17 protein-coding genes are annotated in these 25,862 nt (G+C 67.2%); 2 read left to right on the forward strand and 15 right to left on the reverse strand.

Going from position 1 to position 25,862, the window contains the following annotated elements; translation table 11 throughout:
* Positions 1 to 49: 49 nt before the first annotated feature.
* Positions 50 to 2,038 (reverse strand): sialate O-acetylesterase, encoded by a 1,989-nt coding sequence (locus tag QP609_RS10895; RefSeq protein ID WP_197620839.1) that lies wholly within the window; start codon positions 2,036 to 2,038, stop codon positions 50 to 52.
* Complete coding sequence (locus QP609_RS10900) at positions 2,035 to 4,194, reverse strand: alpha-glucuronidase family glycosyl hydrolase (protein ID WP_289214015.1); 2,160 nt, start codon at positions 4,192 to 4,194, stop codon at positions 2,035 to 2,037. The genes QP609_RS10895 and QP609_RS10900 overlap by 4 nt, the downstream gene beginning before the upstream one ends.
* Before the next feature lie 107 nt (positions 4,195 to 4,301).
* Between QP609_RS10900 and QP609_RS10905 the strand changes: the two genes are divergently transcribed.
* Entirely contained in the window at positions 4,302 to 5,360 is a 1,059-nt protein-coding gene (locus tag QP609_RS10905; RefSeq protein ID WP_172601392.1) for a LacI family DNA-binding transcriptional regulator, read from the forward strand.
* Between the two features lie 67 nt (positions 5,361 to 5,427).
* Here the strand turns inward: QP609_RS10905 and QP609_RS10910 are convergent, their stop codons facing one another.
* From QP609_RS10910 to QP609_RS10955, 10 genes are all read right to left on the reverse strand, one after another.
* Complete coding sequence (locus tag QP609_RS10910; protein ID WP_289213765.1) at positions 5,428 to 7,986, reverse strand: exo 1,3/1,4-beta-D-glucan glucohydrolase; 2,559 nt, start codon at positions 7,984 to 7,986, stop codon at positions 5,428 to 5,430.
* Positions 7,983 to 9,392 (reverse strand): sugar porter family MFS transporter, encoded by a 1,410-nt coding sequence (locus tag QP609_RS10915; RefSeq protein WP_046430740.1) that lies wholly within the window; start codon positions 9,390 to 9,392, stop codon positions 7,983 to 7,985. The genes QP609_RS10910 and QP609_RS10915 overlap by 4 nt, the downstream gene beginning before the upstream one ends.
* 31 nt (positions 9,393 to 9,423) lie before the next feature.
* Positions 9,424 to 10,758 (reverse strand): xylose isomerase, encoded by a 1,335-nt coding sequence (gene xylA, locus QP609_RS10920; protein ID WP_111205716.1) that lies wholly within the window; start codon positions 10,756 to 10,758, stop codon positions 9,424 to 9,426.
* A 43-nt stretch (positions 10,759 to 10,801) separates the two neighbouring features.
* Positions 10,802 to 12,295: a xylulokinase gene (gene xylB, locus QP609_RS10925; protein WP_197620836.1), complete on the reverse strand. Its 1,494-nt coding sequence runs from the start codon at positions 12,293 to 12,295 to the stop codon at positions 10,802 to 10,804.
* 164 nt (positions 12,296 to 12,459) lie between these two features.
* Positions 12,460 to 13,992, reverse strand: coding sequence for a tryptophan halogenase family protein (locus tag QP609_RS10930; RefSeq protein WP_197620835.1), 1,533 nt, complete (start codon positions 13,990 to 13,992; stop codon positions 12,460 to 12,462).
* 11 nt (positions 13,993 to 14,003) lie between these two features.
* Complete coding sequence (locus QP609_RS10935; protein WP_197620834.1) at positions 14,004 to 15,026, reverse strand: cupin-like domain-containing protein; 1,023 nt, start codon at positions 15,024 to 15,026, stop codon at positions 14,004 to 14,006.
* 3 nt (positions 15,027 to 15,029) lie between these two features.
* Positions 15,030 to 15,788 carry a SapC family protein gene (locus QP609_RS10940; RefSeq protein ID WP_197620833.1) on the reverse strand — a complete coding sequence of 253 codons (759 nt, stop codon included), beginning with the start codon at positions 15,786 to 15,788 and terminating at the stop codon, positions 15,030 to 15,032.
* Between the two features lie 132 nt (positions 15,789 to 15,920).
* A complete protein-coding gene (locus QP609_RS10945) occupies positions 15,921 to 19,043 on the reverse strand; it encodes a TonB-dependent receptor (protein ID WP_197621829.1) in 3,123 nt (1,040 codons plus the stop codon).
* Positions 19,044 to 19,617: 574 nt separating this feature from the next.
* Positions 19,618 to 19,830 carry a hypothetical protein gene (locus tag QP609_RS10950; RefSeq protein ID WP_032957243.1) on the reverse strand — a complete coding sequence of 71 codons (213 nt, stop codon included), beginning with the start codon at positions 19,828 to 19,830 and terminating at the stop codon, positions 19,618 to 19,620.
* 106 nt (positions 19,831 to 19,936) lie between these two features.
* The gene (locus QP609_RS10955) at positions 19,937 to 21,130 is read right to left on the reverse strand and encodes a serine hydrolase domain-containing protein (RefSeq protein WP_289214016.1); all 1,194 of its coding nucleotides are present in this window, start codon (positions 21,128 to 21,130) and stop codon (positions 19,937 to 19,939) included.
* Between the two features lie 293 nt (positions 21,131 to 21,423).
* Between QP609_RS10955 and QP609_RS10960 the strand changes: the two genes are divergently transcribed.
* On the forward strand, positions 21,424 to 22,671 hold the full coding sequence (locus tag QP609_RS10960; protein WP_041863460.1) for an arsenic transporter: 1,248 nt from the start codon (positions 21,424 to 21,426) through the stop codon (positions 22,669 to 22,671).
* A gap of 25 nt (positions 22,672 to 22,696) precedes the next feature.
* Here QP609_RS10960 and QP609_RS10965 read toward each other — a convergent pair whose 3' ends face one another.
* The 3 genes from QP609_RS10965 to QP609_RS10975 all read right to left on the reverse strand — a co-directional run bounded on the left by QP609_RS10965 (position 22,697) and on the right by QP609_RS10975 (position 25,856).
* Positions 22,697 to 24,130, reverse strand: coding sequence for a porin (locus QP609_RS10965; RefSeq protein WP_289213766.1), 1,434 nt, complete (start codon positions 24,128 to 24,130; stop codon positions 22,697 to 22,699).
* Between the two features lie 132 nt (positions 24,131 to 24,262).
* Positions 24,263 to 25,039 (reverse strand): ABC transporter permease, encoded by a 777-nt coding sequence (locus QP609_RS10970; protein WP_005409726.1) that lies wholly within the window; start codon positions 25,037 to 25,039, stop codon positions 24,263 to 24,265.
* Positions 25,023 to 25,856, reverse strand: coding sequence for an ABC transporter ATP-binding protein (locus QP609_RS10975; protein WP_014647218.1), 834 nt, complete (start codon positions 25,854 to 25,856; stop codon positions 25,023 to 25,025). The genes QP609_RS10970 and QP609_RS10975 overlap by 17 nt, the downstream gene beginning before the upstream one ends.
* Positions 25,857 to 25,862 lie beyond the last annotated feature (6 nt).

Consider the following 25,862-nt stretch of genomic DNA (forward strand, 5'->3'; position numbering starts at 1 on the left):
CTCAGGCCGGCCCTGTCGCGGACCGGAGGGGACTGCTTGGACAACGTCATCATCGTCGCGTCTCGGCTTCGGCAATGGGAAGTTCGAACGGGCCTGCCGGTGCCCCGCTGCGGTCGCGTAGCGTGCACACCGGGCCATCGGCCCAGCAATAGCGGACATGCGTTGCGTGCGTCGACAGCGGGCCGCGCAGCAGGATCCGGCGCCCATCCAGTTCGGCGTCGCCGTAGTCGCAGTGGCGGGTATCACCCCTGGTCCCGCACAGTTCAAAACCAATCGGACGCAGCGCGCCGGTCGCGGTGAGCACGCCTTCGACATCCTCGAACGCAATGGCCACGCCAGCGGGCGTCCGCACGGCCGTTACCGCTCGCGGACCCGACGGCGCCACGTCCTGCTTGCCGTACACCACGTGGCGCGCCACGCGCGCCAGGCGGCGCCCGAGCTCCTGCTTGTTCGGCGGATGGATGTCGTAGGCGTCGCCGATGTCGATGGCAATGGCGAGCCCGCTCCGCGCATCCTCGGCGGCGACGCGCCGCTGCGCCTCACGCACCTGCGCCCAACCGCTGGCGGCGGGCACAACCGGCGGCTGGCCGTAGCCGGCCAGCTGCACCAGCAGCAGTGGCGTGCGCGCACCGAACTGCCGCCGCCAGTCCTCGCGCAGCGCACGCAACCGCATCGCATACGCCGCACCATCGCTGGTGTTCGATTCACCTTGATACCAGAGCATGCCGCGCAGCCCGAAGCCCCCGAGCGGTGCGATCATCCCGTTGTACAGCGTCGACAGCCCGGTGGCGGCCTGCCATGGCGCGAAAGGCGGCGCCTGCTGGCCCGCCGCCACCCGGTATTTCCAGAGGCCCTGCAGTGCCACGCGCTCGCCGTTGTCGAACTGCAGGCCGTATGCCGTTGAGGGGCCGGCCAGGCCGCCTTCGCCGTAGGTGTCCAGCACGTTGACCGCAATGCTGTTGGATCCCGCCTTCAACAGGCCACTCGGCAACGGATAGCGCCTCTGGCCGGCGCCGTACTGGCTGCCGACGGCGACCCCGTTCACCCAGGTCACGTCCACCTCGTCGGCCGATGCCAGCTCCAGGGTCGCGCCGCGTGCAGCCTGTTCAGCGCTCAGCACCACCTGCGTGCGATACCAGACCATGCCGTTGTAATCGGCAAGCGCGGGCTCGTTCCACCGCTCCCATGCGCCCAGTGTGGCCGGTGCGTGCGACCATGCGCGGTCATCGGTATCCGCGCGCCAAGGTGCGTCGCCCGGCAGCGCCCCTTCGCGCGTCTCCCACCAGTGCTGCCAGTGGCGGCCCCAGGCTGCGCGTGCCTCCAGCGGATCACGGGCAGAGCGCGCGAGAATATCGAGGGCGTCGTCCATGCCACCTTGCCCGCGCAGTGCATCGGTACTGGTCCAGGCCTCGATCCGCGAGCCGCCCCACGCTGCCTGGATCAGCCCCATCGGTACGGTAACCGTGCGCTGCAGTTCGCGGGCGAAATAGAAGCAGGCTGCAGAGAAACCGCGCACCGAATCGGGCGTTGCCCGCGTCCATCCAGGGTCACCCTTGAAGCTCTCCTGCGCCTGCACGGCCGCGTCCTTCGGCACGCTGAACAGCCGGATCCGTGGCAGCGTGGCCGAGGCGATCTCGCTGGCTGCGTTGAGCGAGCGCCAGACCGGCAGCTCCATGTTCGACTGCCCCGCGCACAACCAGACGTCGCCGACCAGAAGATCCCGCGCCGTCTCACGCCGGGTCCCGGCGGTTGCCTCGAGGGTGTACGGGCCGCCTGCGGCGATGGCGGGGAACATGGCCTGCCAGCGGCCTGCCCTATCGGCCTGTGTGGCCACCGCCTGGCCCGCGAAGGTGGCCGATACCGCCTGCCCAGGGCTTGCCTGGCCCCAGACGGTGATCGGCCGGTCGCGCTGCAGGACCGCATGGTCCTGGAACAGCGGGTGCAGCAAACCCGTCGTTTCGCCGGCCGCCACCGGTGCGGCAAGCCACGCCAGGACCATCAACGCCGCCGCGCGCGCGGACCATCCGAACCGGTTCATCGCCCATCTCCGGGTGCGAAAGGAAACTGCAACGCCTGGTAGTACGACAACGGCTGTGGCGGTGGCCGTTCTCCCGCCGGCAGCGGTCGGCCGCTGACTGACTGGAAGTACGCCACACTGGCATCGCGCCACCACTGCGCTTCCTCGCGCTGGATCCGCAGGAACGCCGCCACCTGCTGGTGCCGCTGCGGATCGATCCGATCGCGCAGGCCCGCCCAGGTCGCCTGCATCGACTGCACCTGGCGCACACCCCGCGAATAGCGCCCGACCAGTTCGTCCCACAGCGTCCTGCCCGAGCGCATGCGGCGGTCCCACGGCACGTGATGGAACCACAGCAGCAGCGACTCGGGCACCCGCGCCGGATCGCCATAAACCCCGGCAACCGGCGGGAAGTACTGCCCCACGGCGTTGCTTCCGCTTGCGCTGCGGTCAAAACCGATGCCGTTGCGGTCTGCACGGTGGTAGTAGACCGACGTCCAGTCCGCACGCGGGCCGCCGTCCACCCAGGGGCCGGGACCGTAGTGATGGCCGCGTGCCATGAGGTGATGCAACCCAAGCGGCGTCATGTAGTCCACTGCCGCCTCGCGCGAGTCCATCATCATCCGCACGATCGGGCCGGTCACCTGCGGGTCGGGCGAGAAGGTCAGCGCGGCCCAGTCCTCGGCAATGCCGCGCGCGGACTGCTGCGGATTCCATGCCAGTCGCCCGAACGCGTACCAGTTGGCCTGGTCGAAATGCGAGCCGCTCCAGGTGCGGTCTACGCCAATGTTCGCAACGCCGGCGATGCCGGTCAGTGCATGACCTTCCAACGAGCCGTCGATCACGCGGGCGACCGTGGAGCCCTCGCCACGTGCATGGGTGTCGGCCTGCAGCACTTCTTCGTAAAGCGTTCCCAGGTACACCAGGTGCGTCGCAAAACCCAGGTACTCCTTGGTGATCTGCAGTTCCATCATCAGCGGCGTGCGTGGCATGGCGCCGAACAGCGGATGGAACGGCTCGCGCGGCTGGAAGTCGATGGGACCGTTCTTCACCTGCACGATCACGTTGGGGCGGAAGGCACCGTCCAGCCCGACAAACTCGCTGTACGCCTGCTTGGCGCGATCTTCGGGAACCTGGTGCGAGTACACGAAGGCGCGCCACATCACTACGCCGTTGTAGGGCGCCAGTGCCTCGGCCAGCAGGTTGGCGCCGTCGGCATGGGAACGACCGTAATCCTGCGGGCCGGGTTGCCCCTCCGAGTTCGCCTTGACCAGGAAACCGCCAAAATCCGGAATGCGCGCATGGATCTCATCGACCTTGTCGCGCCACCAGCGCCGCACAGCCGGATCCAGCGGATCAGCCGTTGCCAGGCCGCCAAGCTCGATCGGCGCACTGAAGCGCGCGCTCAGGTAGACCCGGATGCCATAGGGCCGGAACAGGTCGGCCAGCGCGGCGGCCTTGGCCAGATAGGCCGGCGACAGGCTCAGCGCACTGGCATTGACGTTGTTGAGGACGGTGCCGTTGATGCCGAGCGAGGCGTTGGCACGGGCGTAGTCGGTGTAGCGCGGGTCACGCCACTGCGGCAACGTCTGCCAGTCCCACAGCGAGCTGCCTGCATAGCCACGCTCGACGTAACGATCCAGGTTGTCCCAATGGTTGAGCACACGCAGTGCGACCTGCGGCGACTCATGCACATCCAGCGCCTGCAGTGGGGTGCCACGCTGCATCAGCCGCAGCAGATGGAACATGCCATACAGCACGCCGACATCCTGGCGTGCCGCCACAAGCAGCACATCGCGCGCCTCGATCCGGACCCGGCGGATCAGGAAGCCCTCGTCGCCCAACGTGGCGATCTCGTTGCCGTACGCGGCGACGAGTGTCGAGGATTGCGGCGTGCCCAGCACCAGGGCACGCTCGGTACTGATTGCCGTTCGCATTGGCGGCGACGCTCCCAGCAATCCAGGGAGGCTGCGCGCAAGCTCGTCGCGGGTGGCGCGCTGCATTGGCGTGCGATCCGGGGCCACCACTTCGGCCAGTTGCCGCCGGTAATCGGCAGCGACCGTTGCGGCAACCGGCTGGTAGCGCATCCACAGCGCATAGCCATCCTCCGCCCGTGCCCCGCCAACACAGGCCAGCAGCACGAGCAGGGCCCACAGGTGCGTGCCGACAGCGCGCAACAACGGCGTTAACATGCGCCTTTGTAGACTACGTCCGGGCCCGGGGCAGCGCATCATCGTCCTTCGCACCCGCGCGGCAGCGCCACCAAGAACAAAGGGATCGTGCATTGGACAAGCCGAAGAAATCGGTTCGCCGCAGAACCGCAGGCGTGACGATCGACGAGGTTGCGGCCCTTGCCGGCGTTTCGCCGATGACCGTGTCGCGGGTAATCAACCAGGGCAAGGTGCGCGACGTCACCCGCGAGCGCGTGCTGCGCGCCGTGCGTGAGCTGGGCTATACGCCCAATCTTGCCGCCAGTTCGCTGGCCGCTGCACAGCACACGCGCATTGCGCTGATCTACACCAACCCCAGCGGCGCCTACCTGCGCGAACTGCTGGTGGGCCTGCTGCGCGTCGCCTCCAGTTCCGCCATCCAGCTGGTCATCGACTACTGGGACAACCTGGATGCCGAATCCGAACGCAGGGCGGCGCGTGCGCTCGCCGGACGCGTCGACGGGGTGATCCTGCCGCCGCCGCTGTGCGAATCGCAGGCCGCCGTAAGCGAACTGGTCAAGGCTGGCATTCCGGTGGTGGCCATCGCATCGGGTCGCCTGAGCGAGGCCCTGTCCTGCGTCCGCATCGACGATTTCAGTGCGGGCAGGGAAATGACCGATCACCTGCTCCGGCAGGGACACACCCGCATCGGTTTCATCCGTGGGCGCGATGACCTGAGCGCAAGTGCGCTCCGCTACGACGGCTTCGTCACCGCCCTGCGCGAGGCCGGGCTGGCGGTGGAGCCCGGCCTGGTCCAGCACGGTGACTACACCTACCGGTCCGGCCTGGCTGCGGCCGAGAAGCTGCTGTCCCAGCGCCGGCCACCGACCGCGATTTTCGCCAGCAACGACGACATGGGCGCCGCCGCCATCTCCGTGGCGCATCGGCGCGGGCTGGAAGTGCCACGCGACCTGTCGGTGGTGGGTTTCGATGACACCTCGGCCGCCACCACCGTGTGGCCGGAACTGACCACAATCCACCAGCCCATCGCCTCGATGGCCAACGCGGCCATCGACATCCTGCTGCGCACCATCCGCCGTCCTGCGGGGGACGCAACGGTGCTGCGCGAACATGTGATGCCGTATCGGCTGATCGCACGCGGTTCGGTAGCCGCACCGCCCACGCGCCGGTAGCGAAGGCCCCGCCCTCATGCCTGCGCCTGCGCAGTAGGCGGCAGGGTGCCGGTCAGGCCGGCAGCAATCATGCGCCGCATCCAAGGGCGACCTCGGCTTCGTTCAGTGCGCCCAGCGCGACGCGTGACACGGAGATCGTCATCGCATCGGCCGTCACCACCGACCACGGTCGGTCGATCGCGTCCAGCTTTGCACCCGCCTTGGCCAGGCACTTCAGCGGCACGCCAACGCGCTTCCACTGGCCTTGTGGAAGCGCCGCCAGCGACGGCCCGATGGCGATGCGTGCCGAGCAGCCCACGCCGCAACCGACCGACAGCCATGCCTCACCCTCCGGCGCAGCGTCCACGCGCAGCGTGGTCAGCAGCATCAGGTCACCGTTGGATTCGCGCTGCAGGTCCAGCGCCGTGTGCGAGTGCAGTGCAGCAACGGCCTCGCCCTTGCCCGACCAGGCCAGGCGTCGCCCATCCTCCTGCGCCAGATGATCCACGCCGGTGATCTTCAGCCGATCATCGGGCAATGCGTCCGGCACGCGGGTCACGGTCAGGCCCTGGCCTGCGCCCTGCTCAAGGCGCAGCGCCATGCCGGGGCCTGCATCACCGCGCGCGAAGAACACGCCGGTCGCACCCTCGTTGCCGGTCACACCCGATGCCTCCGGCAGCGCGGCCAGGTCGCCGTTGTCGGCGTAGGTCAGGCCGAAGCCGAACGCAAACAACGGATCGTAGTCCTTCTGGCCGACGTTGTTGGCGTACTGGGTGGCGGTGCGCGGCCAGCTGAAACTGAGCTTGCTCTTGAAATCGTGCTGCACCCGGCCATCGCTCCCGCGCAGCAGTACATCGGCAATGCCGGCGCCTTCCGAGCCCGGCAGCCACGCGGCCACGAAGGCATCGGCGGCATTGATTTCCCGGTTCACCCAGAGCGGCCGCCCGCTCAGGAAGACCGCGACGACCGGTATGCCATCGGCCTTGAGCCGCTTGAGCAGCGCCAGATCCGTTTCGTTGCCGGGCTTGTAGGCCAGCGTCGGCCGGTCTCCCTGGAACTCGGCATAGGGGTCTTCGCCAAACACCACCACCGCCACGTCGGGTTTCACTGCATAGCGACCGTCAACGGCAAGCACGGCTTCACCACCGGCCGCCCTGGCCTGGTGCGCGATGCCCTCATAGATGGAGTCCGCATTGGGGAAGTCCTTGCGGGTGGTGCCGGTGCCCTGCCAGTTGAGCGTCCAGCCCCCGGCCTGCTTGCCGACATCGTTGGCACCGTCGCCGGCCACGAGGATCCGCTGCTTCGGCGACAGCGGCAGGACGCCGTTCTGGTTCTTCAGCAGGACCAGCGATTCGCGCACGGCCTGCCGGGCCACCGCGCGATGTGCCGGCGCGCCGATCAGTGCGAACTGCCCGCCAACGGCCCGCGTGGACGGCCTGCCGGCCTCGAACAGCCCCAGGCGGAACTTGACCCGCAGGATCCGGCGCACCGCATCGTCCAGGCGCTGCGGCGTTATCCGGCCGTCCTTCACCGCAGCCAGCGTCGTCTCGTAGAAGCCTTTCCAGCTGTCCGAGGCCATCGCCATGTCCAGGCCCGCGTTGATCGTGGCCGGGCAGTCCGTGGTGGTGCAGCCCTTGACCTGGCCATGACCATTCCAGTCGCCCACCACGAAGCCACCGAAGTTCATGCGTCCCTTGAGCACATCGGTGAGGTAGTGCCGGTGCCCGTGCATCTTTTCACCGTTGACGCTGTTGAACGATGCCATCGCGGTCTGCGCGCCGGCGGCGATGGCCGGCGGGTATCCGGCGGCGTGGATGCGTACCAGGTCCGGCTCACTGATGCGGGTGTCGCCCTGGTCCTTGCCGTCGGTGGTGCCGCCATCACCGAGAAAGTGCTTCACCGAGGCGATCACATGGCGGCCATCGAGGAACTCCGGTGTTCCCACCCTGCCCTGCAATCCCTCCACCATGGCGCCGGCATAGCTGGCCACCACCTCGGGCGATTCCGAGTAGCCCTCGTAGCTGCGGCCCCAGCGATCATCCTGGGGTACCGCAACGGTCGGCGCGAACGTCCACTCCATGCCGGTGACGCGGGTTTCCAGCGCGGTGATGCCACCGATCTTCCGCAGCAGCTCCGGATTGCGCGTGGCGCCCAGCCCGATGTTGTGCGGGAACAACGTGGCGCCAATGATGTTGCTCTGCCCGTGCACGGCATCGATGCCGAACAGCAGCGGGATGGCCTTGCCGCCTTTCGACGTGTCCATGGACGCGTCGTAAAAGGCGTCTGCCAGCGCCAGCCACTCGGCTGGCGACGCATCGTAGCGGCCACCGGGGTCGGAATTGCCACCGGCCAGGATCGAACCAAGGCGGTAGCGCCGCACGTCATCGGGGGTGAGGCTGGCAATGTCGCCCTGCACGAGCTGGCCGACCTTTTCCTCCACCGTCATGCCGGCCATCAGGTCGGTGATCCGCTTCTCCAGAGCAGGATCCGCGGCCAGTGGCCAGGTGACCTGCGGCCACGGGGCGCTGGCGGTTCCCGCAGTGGCGGCGGGCCGGTCCTGGCCGTGGCAACCGAGCAATCCCAGCATCACTACTGCGAGCAGCATGCCGCTGCGGGATACGGAGGTCTGCGATGTCATGGCGCTCATCCTTCCATCTGCTCCAGTTCCTTGCCCTTGGTCTCGTGCACATGCCGGACCACGAAAATCACCGAGATGATCGCCGCCACCAGGTAGATGCCGTAGGTGGCCGCCAGCCCGGCCGCGGCCAGCAGCATCGGGAACGTCACCGTCACCACGAAGTTGGAGGTCCATTGCGCTGCGCCGGCGACCGCCAGTGCCGAACCGCGGATCTGGTTCGGGAACATCTCGCCCAGCATCACCCACATCACCGGCCCCCACGACAGGTTGAAGAACACGACATAGGCATTGGCCGCCACCAGCGCCAGCGTGCCCATGCGCCCGGGTAGCTGCAGATGCCCGTCGGCCAGTGAACCACTTGCAAACGCGACCACCACCAGTGCAAGCGACAGCGACATCCCGGCCGAGCCGAACCAAAGCAGGGGCTTGCGGCCGATCCGGTCGATCAGCAGCACCGTGACCACGCAGGCACCGATGCTCAGCGCGCCGGACAGCACGTTGATCAGCAGCGCGTCGTTTTCGGAAAAGCCGACCGCCTGCCACAGCACGGCGCCGTAATAGAACACCACGTTGATGCCGACCAGCTGCTGGAAGCAGGCCAGCCCGACGCCGACCCACACAATCGGGCGGATCCGCCCGGTCGCCCGGCTCTTCAGATCGGACAGGCGCGGGCGATGGTGGTCGTTGGACAGCGAGGCATCGATCTCTTCGAGCGTGGCGCGGGCCTTGTCGTTGCCGAGCAGCCGGGTGAGCACGCGCAGCGCGTCGTCCTTGCGCCGCTTGACCACCAGGTAGCGCGGGCTCTCAGGAATGGTCAGCAACAGCAGCAGGAACACCAGCGATGGCGCGGCCTGCATCCAGAACATCCAGCGCCAGGCAGCCTGCCCGGCCCACAGCGGCTCGGTCGACGCGCCCGCTGCGGCCGCCAGCAGGTAGTTGGACAGGAAGGCAGCGGTGAGCCCGGTGATGATCGCGATCTGCTGCACCGTGGCCAGGCGGCCGCGATAGCGGGCCGGAGCGACCTCGGCAATGTAGGCCGGCGAGATCACGCTCGCCGCGCCTACCGCGAACCCACCCACCACCCGCGCCGCAATGAACCAGCCCGACGAGGCCGCCGCCCCGGCACCGAGTGCCGACAGCAGGAACATCACCGCCGACAGGATCAGCACGTTGCGACGGCCGAGGCGGTCGGCCAGGCGGCCGGCACTGAACGCGCCCACCGCACAGCCCAGCAGCATCGACGCGATCTCGAACCCCTGCATCCATTCACCGGACCGGAACGCCTGGTGCAGGCCGTCCTGGGTGCCGTTGATCACGCCGCTGTCGAAGCCGAACAGAAAACCGCCAATCGTCGCTACCACGCTGATCAGTACGATCAGCCGGGTGTTCTCACCGCTGCCTGCTGCCTGGTTCATTCCCGTCCCCTTGAGTGCACCGTTGCCGCGCTCAGCGCAGCAGGTACTGGTTGAGCAGGTTTTCGTAACGCTCCTGCTTGCCGCTGGCCTGGTGCGGTTCGCCGAGGCGGGCGGCCAGGCCCGCCAGGTCCGGCAGGCTGAGCGCGCCACGCTCGAACTCCTGGCCGGCGCCGCTGTCGAAACTCGCGTAGCGCTCCTTGCGCCATTGCTCCCAGGGCGACTCGGTCAGCAGTGCATGGGCAACCTCCAGCCCGCGTGCGAACGCATCCATGCCGCCGATATGGGCAATGAACAGATCCTCAAGGTCGGTCGACTCACGGCGCACTTTGGCATCGAAGTTCAACCCGCCCTCCAGCCCGCCCTGGCGCAGCACGACCAGCATCGCACCCACCGTGTCGTACAGATCGCTGGGGAACTGATCGGTGTCCCAGCCGTTCTGCGCGTTGCCGCGGTTGGCATCGATGCTGCCGAGCAGGCCATGGTCGGACGCAACCTGCAGGTCGTGCTCGAAGGTGTGCCCGGACAACGTGGCGTGGTTGGCTTCGATGTTGAGCTTGAAGTCCTTGTCCAGCCCATGCTCCTTCAGGAAGCCCACCACCGTGGCACTGTCGAAGTCGTACTGGTGCTTCATCGGCTCCATCGGCTTGGGCTCGATCAGGAAGTTGCCCTTCAGGCCGATGCTGCGGCCGTAGTCGCGGGCCATGGTGAGGAAGCGTGCGAAATGTTCGATCTCGCGCTTCATCTGGGTATTGGCCAACGACGCATAACCTTCGCGTCCGCCCCAGAAAACGTAGTGCTCGCCGCCGAGTTCGACCGTGGCCTCCAGCGCGGCCTTGACCTGCACCGCTGCGCGCGCGACCACCGCGAAGTCGGGGTTGGTCGATGCGCCGTTCATGTAACGCGGGTGCGAGAACAGGTTGGCCGTGCCCCACAGCAGCTTGACGCCGGTGGCCTCCTGGCGCGCCTTGGCCAGGGCCACCATGTGCGAGAGGTTCTTCTGGTACTGGCCGATGTCGTCGGCATCCGGCGCCAGGTCGATATCGTGGAAGCACCAGTACGGCACGCCCAGCTTGGTGAAGAACTCGAACGCCGCGTCCACCTTCGCTTCGGCCGTGGCCAGTGGCGAGGCTGCCTCCCACGGGAACTGCCGGGTACCCGGGCCGAACGGATCGTGCCCGGCATTGCAGAAGGTGTGCCAGTAGCACACGGCGAAGCGCAGATGCTCCTGCATGGTCTTGCCACCGATGACCCGGTTTGCATCGTAGACCTTGAAGGCAAGCGGATTGTCCGAGCCCTTGCCCTCGAACGGAATGCGGCCGACGCCGGGGAAGTACTCCTTGGCGCCGATGAAGGGCTGCGTGCTCATGGTGCGTGCTCCTGTCGTTGTACGGGGTGTCGTGGAGGAGCCATCAGCCGCGCTGCAGCGGCGTGATGGCATCAAGATGGCTGAGGAAGCGTGCGTAGGCCCGTGCATAGGCATCGCTGCGGGCCGGATACGGCCGTGCGGACAGCGCGGGATCGACGGTGACGTGGCGCGCGGTGATGTCGCTGATCGAGGTGGCGTCTCCCTGCGCCCGGGCGAGCGCCCACAGCGCCTGCAGTGCCGCACCAAACGCCGCGCCTTCGGCCTGCACCGGGACGTCCACCGGCAGGCCGAACACATCAGCCACCAGCTGACGCCAGGCCGCGCTGTTGCTGCCACCGCCGGTGAGCACGATGCGATCGAACTGCATGCCCGCGCGGACGAAGGCGTCGTAGCCGTACTTCAGGCTGTAGGTCGCGCCCTCCATGGCGGCGCGGTAGAGGTGCGCCGGGGTGAAATTGGCAATGTCCAGGCCAGCCAGCACGCCCTTGCCGAGCGGCAGGTCTGGGGTACGTTCGCCATTGAGGAACGGCAGCATCACCAGCCCCCCTGCGCCCGGCGGCGTCGCGTGGAGGTGCGCATCGCCGTCGCGGGTGCTGAAACCGAAGGCGCTGGCCACGCGTTCGGTGGCTACGGTGCAGTTCATGGTGCAGATCAGCGGCAGCCAGCCACCGGTGGACGAGCAGAACGCCGCCCACGCGCCGTCCGGATCGATCATTGGCGAGCCGGAATACGCAAACAGCGTTCCGGAGGTTCCCAGGCTCATCGCCAGCCGCCCTTCCGTGACGCAGCCGGTGCCGATTGCCGCCATCATGTTGTCGCCGCCACCAACGGCAATCTTCACGGCCGCCGGCAGCCCCAACTCGGCCGCGGCCTTCGGCGCGATATCGAACAGGGCATCGGGTGCTGCGATCGGCGGCAGGCAGGCGGCAAGATCACGATCAGGATCGGTGGCGCGCAGCAGTTCCTGCGACCAGGTGCGTGTGCGCACGTCCAGCCAGCCGGTTCCGGACGCATCGCCAAGCTCGCAGAACCGCTGCCCGGTCAACACGAAATTCAGGTAGTCGTGTGGCAGCAGGATGGTCGCCAGCCGCGCATAGGCGTCGGCACGGTGGATCCGGGTCCAGGGCAGCTTGGACGCTGTGTAGCCGGCCAGGATCGGGTTGCCCGCCAGCGCGATGGTCCGTTGGAACCCGCCCACGGCGTCCATGATCTGGATGCATTCGGCCGAGGTGCTGGTGTCGCACCACAGCTTGGCCGGCGCCAGTACCTCGCCAGCATCATCAACCGGCACGAACCCATGCTGCTGCCCCGATACCGCCAGTGCGACGATGCGAGCGCGCAGCGAGGGGTCGATCCTGGCAAAGCAGTCGCGCAGGGCCGACACCCAGTCGGCAGGCGCCTGTTCACGGCTGCCGTCGGCACCGCTGTCCAGCGCGAGCGGCACGCTGGCCGAGGCCACCACCACCTGCGTCCGCGGGTCGTAGACCAGCACCTTCAGGCTCTGCGTCCCTGCATCGATCCCTGCAACCAGACCCATCGAAACCGCCTCCGATCAAAAAAAGGTAGCGCTAACATTCCGTGGACTCAAAAAGGGGGCGTGGTGTCCGGCCCCCTCGTTGCCACCGCGCGCGTCATCGCCAGCGGTGTTGCCGCACTGTAACCAGCTGCAGCGGAAAAAGCGTGCTGCAACGCAAAACCCTGTTACGCGCTTGCTGCCGTCGAACGCCACACGTCCACGCCGGACCTGCAGTACTGCGCGATGAACTCCGCCTGCGCCGGCATCTGCGCGGCAGCCTGCTGCACGGGCTGCTGGATGCCCTTCAACAGGGTGCGCAGATCGGCGTCGCTCACGGCCCGCGCCAGCGGGTGGGCGGGACCCGGCGCGATGCCCTGCCCGAGCAGCACGCTGGTCCAGGATTCCACGCGGAAAACCTCGCCGGGGTCCTGCCACGCATGTGCACGCTCGCGCCACGCGCTCAGCCGCTGCTGCAGCGATTCGGGCACGCGCATTTCGCGACACGCCTTCCACATCGGTTCGGTGCGCTGCGTTGCGTGGTAGTGCAGGATGATGAAGTCGCGCACGTGCTCCATTTCCTGGCGGCTGACATCGTTGTACAGCTTCACCAGCGACGCACTGATGCCGTCGAACGGGAACAGCTGGATCAGGCGCACTACCGCGCTGATCGTCAGATGGATGCTGGTCGACTCCAGCGGTTCGATGAAGCCGCTGGCCAGCCCGAGCGACACCACGTTCCTGTTCCAGGCCTTCAGCCGACGCCCGCTGCGGAACGGCACCTTCCATGGATCGCGCAAGGGTGGAGCCCCGGCATCGCACAGCAGCTTCGCTGCGGCCTCGTCATCGGACAGGTGGCGGCTGTCATACACCAGCCCGCAGCCAACGCGGTGCTGCAGCGCGATGTGCCAGCGCCACCCCGCTTCGTGGGCGATCGCACGGGTATAGGGCACCGGCGGCGCCACCGCTTCGGTCTGCACCGCCACGGCACGGTCGCACGGCAGCCATTCGTGCCAGTCCTCGTAGCCGGTGCCCAGCGTCTGCTCGATCAGCAGGCCACGGAAGCCGGTGCAGTCGATGAACAGATCGCCCTCGATCACCTGGCCGTCGTCCAGTACCAGCGCCTGCACCGAACCGTCGTGCACGTGCTGCCTGACCTGGGCGATCCTGCCTTCGATCCGGCGCAGGCCGTGGGCCTCAGCCCTGCGGCGCAGGAACCGCGCATACAGGCTGGCATCGAAATGATACGCATAGCTGGCCTGCGGCTGGGTGTGCAGCGAGAAGCGGTCGCCATGCGATGCGATGCTCTCCAGGCTGAAGTCGCCCAGCTCCGAGGGCATGCCGCGGCGCAGGCTGTCCAGCCAGAAGTGATGGAAGGGTGCCGCCCAGGTGCCGTGGCCGATGGTGCCGAACGGATGGAAGAAGCGATCCCCCGGCAGGCGCCAGTTCTCGAACGAGATCGACAGCTTGAAGGTGCCGGCCACCGCGCGCAGGAACTCCTGCTCGTCGATCTGCAGGAAGCGATGGAAGGTGCGGATCGGCGGCACGGTGGACTCACCGACGCCGACCGTGCCGATCTGCTCGGACTCGACCAGCGTGATCTGCAGCTGGTCACGGAACTGATGCGCCAGCGCGCAGCCGGCCAGCCATCCCGCCGTACCGCCACCGGCAATGACCACCTTGCGGATGCGCCCTGCAGGCGTGCTCTGGGTATCCAACACGGTGCCCTCTCTCAACGGTTGAGCCTGCCCAGCAGCATCGCGCGCATGCGGCGGGCGCGCTGCTCGTCGAACGGTGCCAGATCCCCGCGCGCCGTCTCAGGCAGGTGCTGACCGGCGCGCTCGCCGGGGCCGAATACGTAGTAACGGAAGAGCCCTTCCCAGGCCTGCTTCTCACGCGCTGGCAGGTCGCGCACGGACCACATCGCGTGCTGCAGCGCCGCCAGCGGCGACCCCAGCCAGGCCGGCGAGCTTCGCCACCAGTAGTTCACCAGCACGTTGAACGGTTCCAGGCTGCGTACATGGTGCCACCACATGCTGGGAATGAAGATCGCATCGCCGGGCCCAAGTACCGCGCTGCGTGCATGCGCCAGCGCCTCGCGGAAACGTGGATGCCGATCGAAGTCGGGGCGCTCGAAGTCCACCACGCTGACCACCTGTCCGCCCGGCGTGGGATCGAGCGGGCCCGGATACAGGTTGTCGACCTGGGCGGGCGGGAACAGCGTGAACTCGCGCTGCCCCACCGCACAGCAGGCGAGGTTGTCGGGTGTGTCGAAATGGCACGAGGCCGTCACCCGGTTGCCGATCCAGATGCTGGCGGTGGCGTCGATGCCCTGCTTCGCCAGCCCGGCATCGTTGGCCTGCGCGAATGCCGGCAGCAGTGCCCGCGTGATCGGCAGCGAGGCCACGTAATAGGTTGGCGGCCGCGGCGCATGCAGCGCCGCGGCGATCTCTTCCAGCACCTGGGCGAGTACACCGCGCCGCACTTCGAAGTTCAGCCGGGTGAAGTCCGCGCTGTAGAACGGGCGGCCCGCGATCTCGGCGCCGCCGAACGAGTACTGGATGGGCGCACCCGCATCGACGCTGCACAGGTACGCCATCGCGTCACGCACGCCGCCCAGTCCGGCCTGGACCAGTGGCCAACCGCTGGCGATGCCGCGCAGTACGACCGGCTCACCGGCCTCCACCAGGGCGGCCAATGGCAAGGCAGCAGGATCGATGCCTTCCAGGCTCCGTATCGGCAGGCAGGCTTGCACCGGTCAGTTCCTGACCGCCTGCGCGTTGCCGTCCTGGATGCGGAGACGGCGCTGCTTCTCGGCGATCAGGCGGCGCATGTTATGCAGCGAGGCAAGCATCAGGTACGCACCTTCCAGGTAACCGGCGCGGTTCAACGCCGCCAGGCGTGAACTGTCCAGCGCCGCCAGGCGCTCGCGGTCGATGCCGTGCAATCCGCTCACGCCCACGCGGTGATGCGGCGCGAGCTGCACATCAAGCGTGACCGGCTGGATGAGGCCACAGTCGTCGAGCATCGTGAACATACTGGCCGCGAAGGCACTGCCCTCGTGGATGCCGCGCAGCACGCCGGCGATGTGGTCCAGGTAAGGCGTGTTTCCACCCTGCGGCAGGAACACCGGCTCACCGGCGCCGGAGGTGACACGCGGATGGTCCAGGTCGACGTGCATCACCGCGTCCTGGGTGAGCAGGCCGTCCACGTAGTGCTCCTGGAAGCCGATCAGGAACGGCCCTTTTGCGGCCGCGCCGGGCAGGTAGGAGGCATTCCAGCGTCCGTCCTGCAGGTACAGGTTCTCGTGCTGCTCGAAACCCAGCAGGGCCACGGACTGCCACGCCCCGGTCCCGGCCTCCCGGCGCAGGAAGATCGGATACTCGCGCTGCAGCTCGGCGAACTCGCTGGGATAGGCCGGCACCATGCCCACCGCATCGCCGAACTGCGGCCCGAATCCGGTGGCGACCTTCAGGTCCCGATGCGCGATGTTGTTGAGCATTTCATAGCGGGCCATCAGGGTATCCAGTCCAGTGCGGGGTGGCTGGTCAGCAGGGTAGCGCAGGCGCGCGACAGGTGCGGCGACACCGTCCCGGCACGGCACCGCTGGCGGGCAGCGGTGCCGTGCCGGACGCATCGGCAACCAGGCTCAGAACTTGTAACGGACGCCCAGCATGTAGCGCGGGCTCTGGTCGGCCAGCTTGACGATCATCTGCGAGGTGCGCGAGCGCCACCGCACATCCTCGCCGGTCAGGTTGATCGCCTCCAGGCTGAAGGACCAGTGGTCATCCAGCGCGTAGTTGACGCTGAGATCCCACTGCTCGTACGGCTCCACATAGTACGGATTGCGGCTGGAGCCCTGGTTGGCCAGGATCAGGTACTGGTCGCGCCAGTTCCATGCCAGGCGCACCGACCACCCGTACTTCTCGTACATCAGCATGGCGTTGGCAGTGTCGCTCAGGCCGGTGAGCGAGAACTGGTCGATACCCGGATCGCCGCCATTGTTGTAGCCGACATCACCTTTGACCACGGTGTAGTTGGCCAGCACGCCGAAGCCGGTGTCACCGAAGAAGTACTGGCCGCCCAGTTCCCAGCCATGCAGCTTGGACTTGTTCTGGTTGATCGGGCGATTGACGTTGAACTGGTACAGCGGGTCGTTGGCCTGCCCATACAGATCGTAGGCCGCTTCGGTGGCCAGCACCTGCGCATCGGTGCCGTTGTAGGCGCCCAGGCCAGCAGGATTGTTGCGCAGCAGCGCCAGTGCGGTGAACAGCGAGGTGTCGTTGGCCGAGCAGGCGGCGGCATTGGCCGGCCCGACCTGGGCCACGCAGGCGCCGCTGGTCAGGAAGTCCAACGCCGCCCGCGCATCCGGCCCGGAGGTCGGGTCGGTGAGCCCGTACAGGCTTTCCTGGACGACCGTGTTGCCGATGAAGTTGCTGACCGACTTGTTCCAGTAGGTCAATGACACATAGCTGGCATCGGCGAAGTACCACTCCAGCCCCAGGTCGAGGTTGTCCGATTCCAGCGGCTTCAGGCTCGGGTTCTGCGAATTGCCGCTGGCGCGCGACGACGGATCGATCAGCACCGAGCCGAACGGCTGCTGGGCACCGGGCCCTGCATACAGGTTGCCGTACGGCGCGCGGGCGATGCTCTTGCCGAACGAAACGCGGCCCTTCAGTTCCTCGGTGAGGTCAATGCTGAAATCAAGGTTGGGCAGGATGTAGCTGTACCTGGCCTTCTCGGTGAAGGGCTGCTGCTCATCGGACAGCACGATGCGGAAATCGTTGTTGGCCTGCCACTCGATGGACTCGGGAACGGCAATGACCGAGGTCGACACCACGTCGGTGGTTTCATAGCGCACGCCCAGGCGGGTATTGGTGCGCATGCCGCCCAGCTCCCCGTCCAGCTCCACCTGGAAGTACGCCGCCTTGGTCTTCTCTTCCACGAAGTTGTCGGCCGCGCGTTGCGGATCCACGCCCAGGCCGACGCCGTACTCGCGCGACGCCCATTGCGCGAGCTGCCCGGCATTGCCGCGCCAGGCCGGCCAACTGTTGGCACTGTAGTCATCGAACAGGCCGACGATGCTGACCGGCTGCAGCAGGTCCATCAGGCCGGCGGCAGTATCCCGGTCCACGTTGGCCACGCCCCAGTCGCCCAGTGTCGAATAGGCCTCGGCGGCCTGGATGCGGTGGGTGGTGGACTTGTTCGTATCCACGCCGAACTGGAAGCGGCCGTGGTCGAAGTTCCATTCGCCGTCGACACGCGCCTGCTTGATCTTGCTGATCTGGGTCTGCGCGTTGACGCGCAGCACCTGGGTGCCGATCTCGCCTTCCTGGAAGCCCGGGTTGACCACGCCATTGGTCCCGGCGATCGCATCGGCAGTACTGGGATACCAGACCTGGGTGCCGACCGGCAGGCCATTGTTGAAGTTCAACTCCTGTACCCAGGAGCCACCGCAATGCGGGCCACGGGTGCAGTTGTTGGTGCCGGCAATGCTCATGAAGATGGAGCCGCCGCCGGTCAGTGGGTCATTGGGGCGGCTTTCATTCTTCGAATTGTGCGCATCGAAGCTGAGCTTGAAACGGTCGCTGACATTCCAGACCGCGTTGAAGCCCAGCGAGCCCAGCTTGTACTCCTGCATGCTGCGCTGCTGTTCCAGCCCGAAGTCCTTGGTGCCGGCGATCTCGCGGATGTAGACCGGGGTGGCGACCGCACCGGAGGTGTCGAACTGGACATTGGTGTAGTTGCTGTTCTGCAGCCACATGCCCTGCTCGCCACGATTCTCGGTGATCTCGTTGGTCGAGTAGGTGTAATCCATCGTCAGGGTCAGGCTGTCCGTCGGTGCGAACTGCAGCACGGCCTGGCCATTGACTCGCTCGCGCTCGAATTCGGAGAACGCGTAGCGCAGGTCGTTGGGCCGCGCATAGAGCTGGCCGACGGCCGGGGCGTTCACCACGGTCGGGTTGCCCGGCATCGACCCCGTCCAGGGCTGCACGTTCCAGTAGTTCTCCGTGGCCTGCACCGAGCCGCCCTTGCGCTTCTGCTGGCTCGCGCTGAGGCTGACGCCAAAGGTCTTTTCCGGATTGCTGTAACTGAAGATGCCCGACAGCTCCGGCGTCAGGTCGTTGTCGAACGGCTGGCTCTGGTCGGAGACCAGCTTTGCCCCGGCATTGGCCACGATGCCGGCGTGGTCGAGCGGGCGCGAGGTCAGGATGTTGATCGTCGCGCCGATGCCACCGCTGGGCACCTGCGCCTGGCTGGTCTTGTAGACCTCGATGCCATTGATGGCCTCGGCGGCCAGCTGCGCGAAATTGAAGGCGCGAGTGCCGCCGTCGACACCGCCGATGGCCACCTGCCCGGAGGCACCGAATGCATCGGCGCCGGGCATCTGGCGACCATTGAGCGTGACCATGTTGAACTGCGGACCAAAGCCACGCGCGGTCACCTGCGCGCCCTCGCCGTCACGGCGCTCGATGGAGATGCCGGTGATGCGCTGCAACGACTCGGCAAGATTGGTATCGGGGAACTTGCCGATGTCCTCGGCGCTGATCGCGTCGACCACGCCCGCCGAGTCGCGCTTGATGTCCATGGCCTGGCTCAGGCTGTTGCGTATGCCCGTGACCTGCACTGCATCGAGCTGGGTGGGCTGCTGGCTCTGCGGCTGCCCGGTCGCCGGTGCTGCGTCCTGCGCAAACGCAGGATTGATGACCAGGGCGCCACCCACGAAGGTGAACATGGCCCGGGACCGGAACTTCGCCAACGCGCGGCTCATGAACCGGACCTCGGGCCCGGGGTGCCACGGAAACTGCAAGTGCTCATGAAAGTCCCCTCTGACATACGATCGAATGGATGTACCGCCCCCTCCCAGGGGCACGCACGGGCGTGGCCCGCATTCCAAACCGAACAGCACGGCTGCTGGAGCACGCCGCGACTTACACTTGCTTTTCAAGCCTGCCAGGACAAACACGCGGCAAAGAAGGCAGCCCCTGGACCCTGGATCCCCGTCCGACTGGTAGCGCTACCATCGCGTTGCAGCGGAGAGTAATCACCCGGGTTCGCGCTTGTCACCATGCAGCGCAGCAAATCGGCAGCGCGCGTAGCGGCGCTGGAATCACCCCGCTACTGATGACCGGGCTGCCGCTGCATCCGGTCACCGCTCACCCGCCGCAGGAAAGATGCCCGCGCCTGCGGGTCATCCAGAAAGGAACGCACCGTGAACGCTCTCCAGCGCATCGCCGCCGCAGTCGGCTCGCCGTACTCGTTCCGTCCGGCTCCGCCGTTTTCGCGGCCAACGCCGTGATCGTGGACGGAGCAGATGAGCCGCTCACCGTGGCGCTACGCAGGGGCTACCACTCCGGTCCCAGCAGCTTCATCACTTCGACCTCCAGTTTCTGCGCGGCCTCGTCCTGGGAGGCGACCTTGATGCACAGCCCCGACTGCGCCGGCCCGGGCATCAGCTGGTATCGGTTGATGGTGCCGCCCCCGTCGCCGTCCAGCGCCACGCGCGCCACCACCGTGCGCCCATTGGCGTGGAAGGTCCAGTCCTGGTAATCAAACATGCTTCAGTATCCCGGCGGCCAAGGGGTCATCCCACCTTAGGCGGCACGACAGTGAAGAAGGCTCCAGGAAGTTGTTCAGAGCGCGTGGACATGATGATGGCAGCACCTACTGCAGTGCCCGCGCCAATTGCAGGACATCGGCGAAGAAGGACGCGTAGTCGTCCTGTGGGGCGTGGTGGCTCTCGCGCCGATGGATCAGGCGCACTGCGACGACGCGTTGTTCCGGAACGATCATCAGGTATTGGCCCAGGTAGCCGTTGGCGGCAAAGCCGACGACCGGTCCCCGTGTGATGTCGTAGAGATCGGCGAGCTTCAGGCCGCGCGCGGCGATCTGGCTGGCGTAACGCTGCGGCCCGTCCGCACCCAACCGTTCGGTGAGGAATGCGATCAACTGCCCCCGGCTGTCGAACGTGCGCCCCGCGCTGGCCTGCACGGCGCGGCGCACGTCATCGTCAACGCCGTGCCCGGCCAGCAGGTCATCCAGCCGGGGTTTGAGCTGATAGCGTTCCCAAGCTGGTATCCGCCACCACAACAGGCCCACGTCAGGCGAACGGGCACTTTCAGCAGTGATCAATGCCACTGACCGTTCACTCAACAGTCGTTTGCCATCCGGCGCCACGCCTCCATCCAGCAACAGTTGCCCGATGGCGGCAAGATCGGCGGCACGCAGGGACAGGCCCGCCATTCCCAGCGGAGTGCCTGCCTCATCCTTCATCCAGGTGTGGTGGGCAATGCCCAGCGGCTTGAACAGGCGCGCATCCAGGTAGGCATCCAGGTAGGCATCCAGCGGCTCGCCCGCCAGGCGCTCGACAATGCCGGGCAGCAGGTTGGTGGCCTTGTTGTTGTAGGAAAACACGGCGCCCGGGTCGTCACTCAGCTCGGCTGCCAGTGCCAGTTTGACCAGGTCCGGGGCCCCTTCCAGTTCGGCGCCCGCGTTGGCCACGTTCTGCAGGCCGGAGGTGTGGTCCAGCAGCATGCGCACGGTGATGCGGCTCTTCCTGCCCTGTTTCCATTCCGGATAGATCTGGCTGACCGGTACGTCGATCGAAGCCAGCTTTCCTTCGTCCAGCAGCAACGCAATGCCCAGCGCGACGACGGACTTGGTTGCCGACATCAGGTGCACGGATTCCTGCGCTGGGGCGGGCTTCAGCTCAAGCAGCGTGTCCCGGTCGTGCATCACGAGCACCGCATCGGTATGCGAAGCACGCGCGTTGCGCTCGATCGTGGCGAGGGCGTCGGCACGCGGCGTCGCATGGGTGGGCCCCGCGATGCCGATCACGAGGGCCAGGGCGCAGGACAACCAGCAGGACGTTGGCATTGCGTTCTCTTCCAGTGAGTGTGCCCGCAGTTTGACTACACATGTAGTCAAACTGCAGTGCCTGAAGTCATACCGCGCTTGATTGCCCATCCGCACTGGACGCCGGGTTCGTCACCAACGCGCCCGGCCCCCCAGCAGTCGCCATGCCAGTGCGCACGGTATGATGCGGCGATCCCGGAACCTGCGATGATTGCAGCGGCCGCCCATCCGCTGATCGCGTGCGCCAGGAGCACCTGCGCCGGGGTCGCTGCCGGTGCCGCTGAAGCCCCCACTCCATGCTTGCCCCCCATTCCCCCCTCGTGATCTGGGCAGCGGTCGCCGTTGCCACCATCGGCCTGCTGTTCCGTCCCTTCCGCATCCCCGAGTATGTGTGGGCGCTGGGTGCTGCCGCCCTGTTGCCGCTGCTGGGCGCGGTATCGCTGCAGACCGCATGGGGCGCGGTAGCCGAAGGCCGCGACGTCTACCTGTTCCTGGTCGGCATGATGGTGCTGGCCGAACTGGCGCGGCGCGAAGGCCTGTTCGATTGGCTGGCGTTGTACGCGGTGCGGCATGCGGGCGGATCGGGGCGACGCCTGTTCGACCTGGTGTTCCTGGTCGGCACGCTGGTGACGGTGTTCCTGTCCAACGATGCAACGGCCGTGGTGCTGACACCGGCGGTCTACGCGGCCTGCAAGGCGGCGCGCGCCAATCCCCTGCCCTACCTGTTCGTCTGCGCCTTCATTGCCAATGCGGCCAGCTTCGTGCTGCCCATCTCCAACCCGGCCAACCTGGTGGTGTACGGCCAGCACATGCCGCCACTGCTGCAGTGGCTGGCGCAGTTCGCGCTGCCGTCGGCGGCGGCGATCGGTGCCACCTACCTGGTGCTGCGCTGGGTACACCGGCGCGAAATCGCGCAGCCGCTGGTCGCCGCACCGGAACATCGCCCGCTGACCGAGGGTGGCCGACTGAGTGCATTGGGCGTGCTGTTCACCGGCAGCGTACTGCTGGTGACGTCCGCGCTGAACGGACCGCTGGGCCTGGCCACGTTCTGCGCCGGCGCGCTGAGCGTGGCGGTCGTGGTGATACGCCAGCGCCATAGCCCGCTGCCGCTGCTGCGGCATGTCGCCTGGGGCGTGCTGCCGCTGGTGGCCGGTCTGTTCGTGCTGGTGGAGGCGGTGGCGCAGACCGGCGTCATCCAGACTGCGGCAAGCGCGCTGCAGGCCATGGCGCAGGCTTCTCCCCACCAGGCCAGCTGGCTGGCCGGTGGCGCCGCTGCACTGCTGAGCAACGTAGCCAACAATCTGCCGGTCGGCCTGGCCGCCGGTTCGCTGGGCCAGATGGCTGAACTGCCCGCACAGACCCGTGCCGCACTGCTGATCGGCGTGGACCTGGGCCCGAACCTGTCGGTGACCGGCTCACTGGCCACGATGCTGTGGCTGGTGGCGCTGCGCCGCGAGGGCGAGCATGTCAGCGCGCTCGACTTCCTGCGCGTCGGCGCGCTGGTGATGCCGCCTGCACTCATCGCTGCGTTGTTGCTGCTGTGACTAGAATGCAGGCGGCGGCCCGGCCCTAGAAGGCCAGCTGCAGACGGGTATTGAAGGTGGTGCCTTCATCCCTGCCCGCAGCACTGCCGCTGCGGTGGCGGGTCTGCCAACGCACGGCTTCGAACATCACCCGGCTGAAATCGTTGAGGTACCAGTTCGCGCCCAGTGTCCACGCGTGACCGGTACCACCACTGGGCAGTTCGGCATAGTCCACGTCCTCATAGCGGCCCTTCAGCTCCCAGGCACCGCTGCCGCCGCGCGTCACCGGATCGGCCACCTTCACCTTGCCCCACGTGCCGGCCTTGCCCGAGTAGGACGGCAGCGCGCCCGCCAGGAACCAGCCGGCCGAGATCGCCCACGCTTCGTGGTCGCGATCATAGCGCCCGCTGGCATCGGCCCCGCGCAGGCTTCGCGTACCCCACTCGCCGGTTGCCCACGCCGGGCCGAAGAAGCCGGCCAGTTCCGCGCCGTAGGCGGTGCTGCGCTCGGCGCCCACCAGCGTGCCCGGTGTGATCCTGACCAGATCGTTGAAATGCCCCGCGATGGCCGAACTGCGCACCACGCCGCTGGCCCCGGCGGGAATCTTCTCGTGGAAGGCCCATGCGCCCAGATGCACCGTGGCGTCGGCGGTGTCCAGCGGATTCCAGTGGACGCGGGTGGCCCAGGTCTGGCTGTCGTTGTCGGTGCCGGCGTTGTTGAGGTCGTTGCCGGCCACCGACAGGCTGGCATGCCAGCCCCTTCCATACACCCGCTCGGTGAGCCCGACACCAAACAGGCCGCGCTGCGGCAGCAGCAGCGTGCCGACCACGTTGCGTTCCTGGAACGGCGTGTTGGAGGTGCTGCTTGAGCCATCGATACCGCGATCGTTCAAGCGGTTGCCGATCGTGAGATCGGCCGGCAGGCCGAACAGCGTGTGGTCCAGCGTGGCGTAGACCGACTTCCACGCCACCGCGTTGTCGGCGAAGTCGCCCTCCACGACCCAGCCCAGGGTGCCGTAGCGCCCCTCGGCCCCCAGGCGCACCGAACGGATCTCGGTACCCGAAACGTTGCGGTCGGCGACCGCCGAACCGTCGGTGCTCGAGGCATCGACGAACAGGCGGCCACGGGGGCGGAACACCGTCGTGCCGTCGGCACTGCTGAACTCCGGTGCACCCTTGGCCCAGGAGACCTTCGGCAGCCTGGACTGGCTGGTTTCCAGTGCGGCCACCCGCGTTTCCAGCGCAGGCGCGGGCGGCGTTGACGGTGCCCTCGCACTGCCCTGCCCGCCCTCGACGGCGCGGAGGCGTGCTTCCAGTTGCTGGGTCTGCAGTGCCTGCTGCTGCACCAGGCGTGACAGCTCGGCCTGGCTCAGCGGCGCGGGCAGCGACGACGTGGACTGTGCGTCGGCATGGCCACTGGCCAACAGCAGGCCGAGCGCGACCGACAGCGCTGCCAGCGGCAGCACGTTGGAATGGTTCATGGGCTCTCTCCGGCCAGCCGGCCCCCTGGCCTGGCGCTGGCCCGTTGCGGTGGTGCGGGGGAAGATCGGGGAAGGAAGCGCGCGCCGCCGGATCGGCCCGGCGGCGCGGCAGGCGGGCTCAGCCCGTCCGGGTCAGCTGGTGGCCTGTGCCTGGGCGTTGGGACGCCAGGTGATCAGCTTGTTCTCGACCACGTCCAGCAGCGCGTCGATGACCAGCACGAAGGCGGCCAGAATGATGATGCCGGCGAACACGCCCACAGCGTTGAAGTTGCCTTCTGCCTGCGCGATCAGGTAGCCCAGGCCCGCCGAGGCGCCGAGGTATTCGCCGATGATCGCACCGACCACGGCAAAGCCGACCGAAGTACGCAGCGAAGACAGGATCCAGCTCGCCGCTGCGGGGAAGTAGACATGGCGCAGCAGGTCACTGCGGCTCGCCCCCAGGATGCGGGCATTGGCCAGCACCACCGGATTCACCTCGCGCACGCCCTGCATGGCATTGAAGAACGTGGTGAAGAACACCAGCGTGACCGCCAGCGCCACCTTCGACCACAGCCCCAGGCCCAGCCACAGCACGAAAATCGGCGCCAGCACCACGCGCGGAATCGCGTTGAAGCCCTTGATGAAGGGATCGAGGATGCGTGCCGAGCGGCGGCTCAGGCCGAGCCAGACGCCGCCGGCCACACCCAGGCCGGTGCCGATGATGTAGCCCAGCGCGGTTTCGGTCAGCGTGATGTAGACATGCTGATAGAACGACGTATCGGACAGCCAGGTCCAGGCCTGCTGCACGATGGCGGTTGGCGATGGGAAGAAGAACGGATCGATCACGCCCAGCGCGATGCCGCCTTCCCAGCCACCGAACACGGCGACCACCAGCGCGAGCTGGATGAACTTGTCAGTCTTGGCGTGCATAGCTCTTCTCCACTTCGCCGCGCAGGCAGGCCCAGATGTCGCGGTACAGGTCGGTGAAACGGTCATCCAGCTTGATTTCGGCCACGTTCCTCGGCCGTTCCAGATCCACATCGAAACTGCGCACCACGCGGCTGGCCGGGCCGGAGGACAGCACCACCACGCGGTCGCCCAGGGCGATCGCTTCTTCCAGATCGTGGGTGATCAGGATCACCGAGCGCCGGTCTTCCTGCCACAACCTCAGCAGCTCGTTCTGCATGAGGTGGCGGGTATGGATGTCCAGCGCCGAGAACGGCTCATCCATCAGGATCACCTTCGGCTCGACGATCAACGCCTGGGCCATCTGCACGCGCTTGCGCTGGCCACCGGACAGCTGGTGCGGGTAGCGATGCTCGAAGCCGGCCAGGCCGACCTTGGCCAGCCACGCGTTGGCCTTGGCCTTGCGTTCGGCCTCGGGCACACCACGGAAGCGCAGGCCGAGTTCAACATTCTGGTACGCGGTCTTCCACGGCAGCAGCGCGTCCTGCTGGAACAGGTAGCCGACCGACTCCTGCACGCCGCTGACGGCACGGCCATCGATGCTGACCTGGCCCGACGACGGCTTCAGCAGGCCCGCCACGGAATTGAGGATGGTGCTCTTGCCGCAGCCGGTGGGTCCGACGATGGCAAGGAACTCGCCGTCACCCACCTGGATGTCGACATCGCGTACGGCGGTGAATTCGCCGAAGGACATGGTCACCTTGTTGATGGCGACCATGGTCTGTGCAGGCTCCAGCTGCGGCGCGCCATTGAACTGGCGCACGGTGGCATTGAGGGCCATGGTTTA

The organism is Stenotrophomonas sp. 8(2023) (genome assembly GCF_030345295.1).
In the GTDB taxonomy this organism is placed as follows: Bacteria; Pseudomonadota; Gammaproteobacteria; order Xanthomonadales; family Xanthomonadaceae; genus Stenotrophomonas; species Stenotrophomonas muris.